The organism is Undibacterium sp. GW821-FHT11H02 (assembly GCF_058808015.1).
On sequence record NZ_JBXARG010000010.1, the window covers coordinates 173,083 to 181,430 of the forward strand.

Annotated in this window: 9 protein-coding genes and 1 riboswitch; of the genes, 4 read left to right on the forward strand and 5 right to left on the reverse strand. The window is 46.7% G+C overall.

The genetic code is table 11. The annotated features are described in order from the left end of the window. Position 1: 1 nt before the first annotated feature. Both AC1RR2_RS12170 and AC1RR2_RS12175 read right to left on the reverse strand, forming a co-directional pair. Positions 2-400 (reverse strand): dihydroneopterin aldolase, encoded by a 399-nt coding sequence (locus AC1RR2_RS12170; RefSeq protein WP_493222527.1) that lies wholly within the window; start codon positions 398-400, stop codon positions 2-4. Between the two features lie 53 nt (positions 401-453). Continuing rightward, complete coding sequence (locus AC1RR2_RS12175; RefSeq protein WP_493222528.1) at positions 454-1,266, reverse strand: SDR family oxidoreductase; 813 nt, start codon at positions 1,264-1,266, stop codon at positions 454-456. Positions 1,267-1,428: 162 nt separating this feature from the next. Here AC1RR2_RS12175 and AC1RR2_RS12180 point away from each other — a divergent pair, with 162 nt between their 5' ends. The 4 genes from AC1RR2_RS12180 (at position 1,429) to AC1RR2_RS12195 (ending at position 6,352) form a co-directional block, all read left to right on the forward strand. Further along, positions 1,429-2,637, forward strand: coding sequence for a class I SAM-dependent methyltransferase (locus AC1RR2_RS12180; RefSeq protein ID WP_493222529.1), 1,209 nt, complete (start codon positions 1,429-1,431; stop codon positions 2,635-2,637). 45 nt (positions 2,638-2,682) lie between these two features. Further along, complete coding sequence (locus AC1RR2_RS12185; RefSeq protein ID WP_493222530.1) at positions 2,683-2,880, forward strand: DUF2905 domain-containing protein; 198 nt, start codon at positions 2,683-2,685, stop codon at positions 2,878-2,880. Positions 2,881-3,082: 202 nt separating this feature from the next. Continuing rightward, complete coding sequence (locus tag AC1RR2_RS12190; protein ID WP_493222531.1) at positions 3,083-4,714, forward strand: tetratricopeptide repeat protein; 1,632 nt, start codon at positions 3,083-3,085, stop codon at positions 4,712-4,714. Between the two features lie 90 nt (positions 4,715-4,804). Further along, positions 4,805-6,352, forward strand: coding sequence for an HDOD domain-containing protein (locus AC1RR2_RS12195; RefSeq protein ID WP_493222532.1), 1,548 nt, complete (start codon positions 4,805-4,807; stop codon positions 6,350-6,352). Positions 6,353-6,358: 6 nt separating this feature from the next. Here the strand turns inward: AC1RR2_RS12195 and AC1RR2_RS12200 are convergent, their stop codons facing one another. From AC1RR2_RS12200 to AC1RR2_RS12210, 3 genes are all read right to left on the reverse strand, one after another. After that, positions 6,359-7,168 (reverse strand): hypothetical protein, encoded by an 810-nt coding sequence (locus AC1RR2_RS12200; protein ID WP_493222533.1) that lies wholly within the window; start codon positions 7,166-7,168, stop codon positions 6,359-6,361. Between the two features lie 59 nt (positions 7,169-7,227). After that, positions 7,228-7,794: a TMEM165/GDT1 family protein gene (locus tag AC1RR2_RS12205; RefSeq protein ID WP_493222534.1), complete on the reverse strand. Its 567-nt coding sequence runs from the start codon at positions 7,792-7,794 to the stop codon at positions 7,228-7,230. 100 nt (positions 7,795-7,894) lie between these two features. After that, positions 7,895-8,013, reverse strand: a riboswitch (yybP-ykoY riboswitch). Positions 8,014-8,048: 35 nt separating this feature from the next. Then, the coding region (locus AC1RR2_RS12210; protein ID WP_493222535.1) for a hypothetical protein at positions 8,049-8,348 on the reverse strand (300 nt) is incomplete at its 5' end.

Consider the following 8,348-nt stretch of genomic DNA (forward strand, 5'->3'; position numbering starts at 1 on the left):
CTCACGCTTCGGTTTTAATTTGAAACACTTCTACGCCTACGCCTTCGCAGTCTGGATAGACGTCGGGCTTCATGGTAGAGACACGAACAGCACGTACGCGCGGATGTGCCAACATGATTTTTGCGACATCATCACACAAGGTTTCTTGTAAGTGAACGTGACCCTGCGCAACCCGCGCTGCAATTGTGCCGCGCATAAAATCGTAATCAACGACCTCATCAAGTTGATCATCTTTAGGCGTGGAAAGCGCTAATGGAATATACAGATCAACGTTGATCATCACACGTTGCTCGCCTTTTTTTTCGAATTCGTGAACGCCTATGTTGATAGAAATTTCGTAGTTACGCAAAAACAAACGACGACAATCGGCAAGCTGCGGGTGATGGAGTATGGATAACATAAATAATCGCTTAAATGGTCACTTAAAGAACGTATAAATTAAAAATAGTAAAACTAGGATGTATGATCGGCGCTTGCCTTCGTTAAAAACATTACATCACGCTGAGTCGGAATCAAATGCTGGCCACCATCAACCAATAAGGTCGTACCTGTAATCGCTCTTGCTGTCGCCACGTAACACACTGCTTCAGCAATATCTTGCGGCGTACTGGAACGGCCCAGGGGGGTAACTTTATGTGCAGCTTCAAAATCGCTTGCACTTTGATCACCTGACACCAAGGACAAACCGGGTGCAATCCCCACTACCCGCACCTTCGGCGCTAAGGACTGCGCTAACATGGTGGTCGCCGTATGCAAGGCGGCTTTCGACAAGGTGTACGACAAATAATCAGGATTCAGGTTAAATAACTTCTGATCGAGAATATTAATCACTACCGCCATCCCGGCTGGCGCATCGACTGGCAAACTAGCGGTTAAATCCTGTGCCAACATCAGCGGCGCCATCAAATTGGCATGCATGTGTTTATCCAGGCAAGCTTGTGAAAAATCTTCTGCACTATCGGCCTCAAACAAAGACGCATTATTCACAACACAATCAAGTCGGCCAAAATACGCCAATGCTTTAGGCACCAGTTTCTTAAGCTGTTCCGCATTATCCAAATCGGCCTGCACTGCCATTGCACGTCGGCCCAAGGCCTCAATCTCAACCACGACCTGTGCCGCTTCCTGCTCGGACTTACCATAATGCACAACGATGTCCCAGCCGCGCTGCGCCAGCATTAGCGCAATCTGGCGGCCAATACGTTTGGCGGCACCGGTGACCAACGCTACTGGTACCGATGAAGGCTTGGGCGAAACTGAATTCATACTAATCATCTTCCGACTTTATCGAGATTAATCTGCTACGGTACGCCCTAAGACCAAGCGCCAACACCTTAACAGCTTTTCTCACATTATTTGGTAGTGAAATTGGCGAAAATGTTTTCACTAAATGATGGGAATCGCCCCACTTTTTAATACAATGCTGAAATGCAGAAACTTACTCCCACTCCCAAGCAAAAACTTACATTGCCGGTGCCCTCTGCCGATGCGCAGCAAGCCTCACGGCAACTACAAGAACTGATACTCTCTGAAATCGCAAAATCCGGCGGCGTGATACCGTTCTCACGCTACATGGAGATGGCACTGTATGCGCCACGTTTAGGCTATTACAGTGGCGGTTCCGCAAAACTTGGCGTTGACGGCGATTTCACCACCGCACCCGAAATGAGTGGCTTGTTCGGTGCCACCCTGGCCCAAGTCGCGCATTCACTATTTGCACAGACAGCACCCGACATCATGGAGTTTGGTGCAGGCTCAGGCAAATTGGCCTTCGACATCTTGTCAGAATGTCAGTATTCAAATATTCCCATAAGGCGCTATTTTATCGTGGAATTGTCTGGTGAGCTCAGAGCCCGACAAGAAGAACGATTAAAAGATTTTCCGCAAGTAGTTTGGTTGTCCAGTATGCCGGAGGCTTTTTCAGGCCTTGTGATCGGCAATGAAGTCTTGGATGCCATGCCCGTCGAGTTGCTAATGAAAGCAGCCGGCAGTTGGAGTCGCTTAGGCGTTGCACAACATCCTGAAACAAATGAGCTATTTTCATTAATAAGTATGCAAGATCGTGCAGAAAATATCGCTCATCTACTACAGCAAATTCCCGATGCAGTATCACTACCTGACGGCTATATCTGTGAGGTTCATCCAGTTGCAGATGGTTTTATACGCAGTGTCGCCAGCATGCTGCTGACGGGTCAGGCACAAACGGGAAAGGCGGGTATCAGCATTTGGTTTGATTACGGATTCCCGGCACACGAGTATTACCTGGCACAGCGCGATAAGGGCACCTTAATGTGCCATTATAGACATCATGCGCACCCCGATCCTTTTTACCTGCCCGGCTTGCAAGATATCACCGCTCATGTCGATTTTACTGCCATGGCACGTGCAGGCGTGGAAGCTGGTTTAGATTTACTAGCGTACACTAGCCAGGCGGGATTTTTATTGGAAACGGGCTTAACAAGTATTCTAAGTAGAGTTCCAGTCGAGGACAGTGCGCGTTACTTACCTATGTCAAACGCCATGCAGAAACTGATTTCGCCCGCGGAAATGGGGGAGTTATTCAAAGTATTGATACTTGGTTGCGGCATAGATATACCCGACTATCTTTTACGCCATGACCGTAGCCACAGGCTATAACCTTCAAATATTTTTCTACTAAAAAAACACGCTTAAGGAATAGGCATGATACGTTGGGTTCTTGTCATTTTTGTCGCACTGGTGGTATTCGCTAATCTTTTGCCGTGGCTGCAGAAATGGGGCTTAGGCAGCTTGCCCGGCGACTTACGTTTCCGATTATTTGGTAGGGTCTTCACTATCCCTTTTGCTTCCACCATCCTGCTTTCACTTGCCATTCTTTTAATTGCCAAAGTACTCAAATAGGGTATATCGTCGCATTCCAGCGACGTTGTATAAATTGTCTTGAAATAAATTGCTACGCAGCTACATTGGTAAGACGGAATCGGTTAAAGTTTTATCGTAAGAAAACCGTCAACACCAGTAAGAGCAGCGAGATCAACAGTAAATTCCGCTTTGCTGAGAATAATCAAAAAACGCAGACAGCCTCTAGGTACAAAAGGATTTCATGAGCAAGTTAGCTGAAGTACGCGCCTTATTAGTCGAGCCCCATTCGGGTATGCGAGTAAGCCTGCACAATATGCTCAACTTGTGTGGCATCACCAAAGTTGACCATGCAATTAGTGCGGGCACAGCACTTCGAGCCATTCAGGGCAAGGCGTTTGATCTGATTTTATGTGAGTACGATCTCGGTGTAGGCCAAGATGGTCAACAACTTCTCGAGGACATCCGCCATCATAAGCTCACACCGCTTTCCACCATTTTCATCATGGTGACAGCCGAACGTGCTTATGCGAAAGTGGTCAGCGCCGCTGAATTGGCACCTTCAGATTACTTGCTCAAACCGTTCACAGCTGACACCTTGTTAGAACGAGTACTTAAGGCCATTGAAAAACGTAAAGCCTTTGTTGATGTCTATAACTTCATGGAGCAAAGCTTCCTGCGCGAAGCTATCGGTGCATGCGTGGATGGCGAAGCAAATTTCCCTCGCTATGCAATTGATTTCATGCGTCTGCGTGCGGAACTTCATGTAATCTTAGGTGAAGCCGATGAAGCAGAGCAGTTGTACAGCGCTCTCTATGATCTCAAAGCAGTCGCATGGGCCAAACTTGGCCTTGCCAAAACCTTATTCATGCAAGGTCGCTACCAAGAAGCAGAAGACATACTGAATAACTTGGTGCAAGAAAATGACAAATACATGGATGCCTACGACTGGCTCTCAAAGACCCATGAAGCGATCGGTCAATTACCCGAGGCGAAATCGGTACTCGACACCGCTGTTGAGATATCGCCACATGCCGTCAGACGTTTACGGAAATTGGGTTGGCTAGCACTTGAGACGGGAGATATTGCCACCGCAGAAAATGTACTGAAGAAAGTAGTCAGCAAAGCTAAGTTCTCAGAATTTCGCGATCCGGAAGATCATGTCAGATTAGTCAATGCCTTGGTTAAAAAAGGCGACCATGAACAAGCGAAATCAGTCATTCGCGATCTAGAAAAAAGTATGGTGGGGGTCAAGAAAACCGAGGCTTGCCGTGCTATTTCATCTGCCATGCTACATGCAGCGACCGGTGATGCCCGCCTCGCTCAAGAGCTGAGCGCGGCAGTAGAGGCAAACCGGGAAGACATAGGATTGTCAAATGAAATGAAGTTAGACCTGGCAAAAAGCTGCCTCGAGCACAATCAAGAAGATGCCGCATCTGAAGTCATTATGGAGGTGATGCGCAATGCCCCCAATCAGAATATGGTGGCCAAAGCCATGGATGTTTTTGAGAATGCAGGCAAAGGGCATTTAGGAAAAGAGCTGGCGCAACGCAGTCAGAAAGAAGTACGTGACTTAGTCGCACTGGGCGTGCAAAAAGCCAAAGAGGGTGATTACCGTGGTTCGGTCGATTTAATGTCGAGTGCCGCTCGTAAATCGCCTGACAATCCACAAGTAGTATTAAATGCAGCATTAGCGGCACTGAAATGCATAGAAAATTTAGGTTGGGACCCCGCCACTGGCGCACTGGCAAAACAGCTGATTGATTCAGCGGGACGCCTGGACCCAATGAATAATCGCCTGAAAGCTATTCGTGGTCTGTATGAAGAGCTACAAAAACGCTTCGGCATCGATGCCGTGCGTGTCAAATCTGGTTAGGATTACTCGATTGTCATACTGTTGGTCTGATCAAACGAAAGTAGACCCAAAGCCCTATCCCGATTATTCAGTATCAATACTTCGACTCCTATGAATGTCACTTCGAATGCCACGCCAGCACGCGAGCAATTACTGGAACAAATACGCGCAGATAAGAGCTTACCTACCTTAGGTATTGCCATTGCCAAGGTCGTGCAAATGACGTCCTCAGGCGAGGATTCTGTTGCTGATCTGGCTCATTTTATTTTGTCTGATGTCGCCTTAACGCAAAAAATCCTAAGGCTCTCAAATACCATTACTTATCGAACCTTAGGCGGGGTTACTGTCACAACCATCTCACGCGCCATCTTTCTACTTGGCTTTGACACCATTAAAGCGAATGCCTTGGCAAGCCTCCTTGTTGATGGTTTTAATGATCGTCGCCAAGCTCAAGTGGTCAGGCAAGAATTGGTGAAAGCACTATGCGCCAGTGTGAGTGCCAGAGAAATTGCACGCCATTGTCACCGTCCCAATAACGAAGAGGCTGCGGTTGCCGCCTTGTTTAAGAATATAGGCCGTATCTTGGTGGCTTCGTTTGACCATCATATTTACGACAAAATTCAGTCTGCAAGTGCAGCGCATCCTGCCGATACCACGGAAATTTGCTCCAAGTTACTGGGTTGTAGTTTCGAACGTTTCGGTGAAACCGTGTTACAAGACTGGAAAATCCCCAATAGCATTATTAATGCCTTACAACCAACTCACGGCGAGCAAAAGAAGACAAGCCTGGCGAATGAATGGAACAGACAGGTTGCCAGCTTTAGTGAAGGATTAGCATCGATTTTGGTCAACACAGATTCCAGTGCACCAACATCTTCAGTTGTGGAACGCTGCAATCTTTTGGTAAAGCGCTTCGGAACAGCACTTGAATTCGATGCGGATCAATTACAAGTCATTCTAAAATGTGTCGACAAAGAAGCACGTCAGTTAGCCACGACATTAGAAGTTACACTGGCACCAATTAGCGTTGCGAGCAACACTTCACTGAGCGAATCCGAGGCGTTTAATGAATTTATGATGACGCCATTTAATTCGCAGCAATTGTCAGCCGGCGCGAGACACCCAAGCGGAAAACCCCTGAATGCTCGCGATTTACTATTAGCTGGCGTGCAAGACGCAACGCAAATGTTGAGTTCAAGCCAAGTCAAATTGAGTGAGCTCATTTTGCTGGTATTAGAAACATTATATGGCGCGATGGGATTTCGTTTCGCAACAGCTTGCTTACGAGACCTGCAGCAAGGCAAGTTTACCGCCCGTGTCGCAGTAGGAGAAAATTATTTGGAGCGTCAGCGTTGCTTTCAATTTCCAGCTCAAAATGACAATTCAATATTCCATTTAGCAATGAGCAACAACGCGGATCTAATGATTTCCGATGCTTCGAGCCCGAAGGTACAAAATATACTTCCGGCATGGCACAAAAAATTGCTACCGGATACCCGCAGTTTCATCATTCTGCCTCTGGTCATTGATGGAAAACCACTAGGCCTGTTTTACGCTGACCGTAGTTCTCCGGCGCTGGAGGGAGTACCTCCAGACGAAACGGCACTTATCAAGACCTTAAAAGCACAACTCATGAATGCCATGGTCAAGCGACAGTAGGCTTACTTACTGTAAGGGAATGCCCTGTTTCTTGGCTAAGGCATCGATATCCTGCCAGATGGTCATTTGATTTAGTAACCGCGTTGCGCCGTCGAGCATGCCATTCAAATTGAAGAAACGCTCGATCGAAGTCTCGTCAAAACTCATAGATTGCGAAAAATTAGTCTTGCCATATTGCTTCTTGAAAGCCAGCAACAAATCACCGGGTGCATCTTTGTGCCAAGACTGCATCATTCCACCAACCATTAACGAACTATCGATGGTTTGCTCCAGCAAACGCGGATTTTTTGCGCTGGCAAGATCACGATAATCAAGCAAGCGCGGAAAATAGAATTTCTTAATCCAAGCCGATGGAATTCCTTGCTCTCGATTCAACAAGACGCTACGCCACAATTTCCAACTTTTAGCTGAATTATCGACAGATTCAAAGTGGGTATCTGAAGAAACTTCACAGTCTTCATCCAAGACGACTTCGAGCACCACAGGCAGACCCACTTGGCTTGCAATCGCTTCGAGATTTTCAATCGCAGGCTTAACACCAGGACTGGCCTGAAGTTGAGCAACAAAGTCGCTCAGGGCAGCTTCGTGTTCCACATATTGCGCGCTGGTGGACTGACAAAATGCAGCCGATGCAGAAAAATATGCCATCAACTCACCCACATATACACCATGACTGCTTACCTCCGACTCTCGCGGTGCCAATAGACCCTCGCGCGGGAGATTCGCAGGAATACCTTGTCTCAGAAATGGGTAGAGCGAGCTTGAGATAGTACCTAGTTTTACGACCGTACCACGAGGTAAAGTAAAGTTAGTCATACGTAGCCTTTTTATTTCTTTATTATTTAAGTCAAATATTTTGGGGTGCTGATCAGCGCTTAAAAACCACTCAAATTCAGCAGTACCATGACGCCTAAAATAGAAAAAATTATAGCGGCTAGCCATCGGACATAATGAAAAGGGAAATTAGGCGAAGCGACTTTTCCTAATAATACTGCGGGCACATCCGCGATCAGCATACCAAGGGTAGTCCCAGCAATGACCAACCCTAAATTACTATATTTTGCAGCGAGCGCCACCGTCGCCAATTGCGTTTTATCGCCGATTTCAGCAAGAAAGAATGTCACACAAGTCAATATAAATACACCGAATCGCCCTTCGTTGACGCCTGCGTCCTCTATTTGGTCTGGCTTTAACGTCCAAACTGCAATCGCTAAGAAAGAGCCCCCTAATAAGTAACGCAAAACATCTGGATGAAAATGACCTACGACCCATTGCCCAAATAGCCCGGCCAAACCATGATTTGCTAAAGTGGCGACCAGAATTCCAAGAACGATCGGAATCGGCTTACGATAACGAGCCGCAAGTAGCAAGGCTAAAAGTTGAGTTTTGTCGCCTATCTCGCCGATGGCAACCGCCAGAGTTGAAACTAAAAATGCTTCCATGATTGCTGTCGGATGGGCATTGGGTTTGATTTACACAATGAACAAGTCATTTCCTTGCCCATCTTGGGTGAAAGAAAATGAAGTGTTCAAAGGTCTTGCCAAATTCGAGTATTAACGGGTTTTACTCGAATCAAATGCACCATGACCAGACGGCCAAGTATGTTGATGCATTTATTTTCCCTAGTTGGTGAAAACAGGCTACTCCCCAATGAATACAGCCTAGATTATACCTCGAAGCTGTAGGTGGCAAAGGTTTAACTGCGATATGTCCAAAGTAAGGTAGCTATCAAAAAAGGTAGATTGCACACTTCCATGATCCCAAGAGTTTCAAGCCAACAAAGCTGCCCGACAATATCTACAGCAATTAGACAAAGAAAAAAGCACACCTGTGGAGAAGCAACATCAACTATTCGTTCCCGATGGATGCATCGACCTCCGGCATAGAGATAAGTGAGTAGTGTATTTTGTTGCGAATCGCAAAAAGCAAAAGCCCCGTATTCAGTGGAGAATACGGGGCATGCTGGAATAAAAGCCTGACGATGACCTACTTTCAC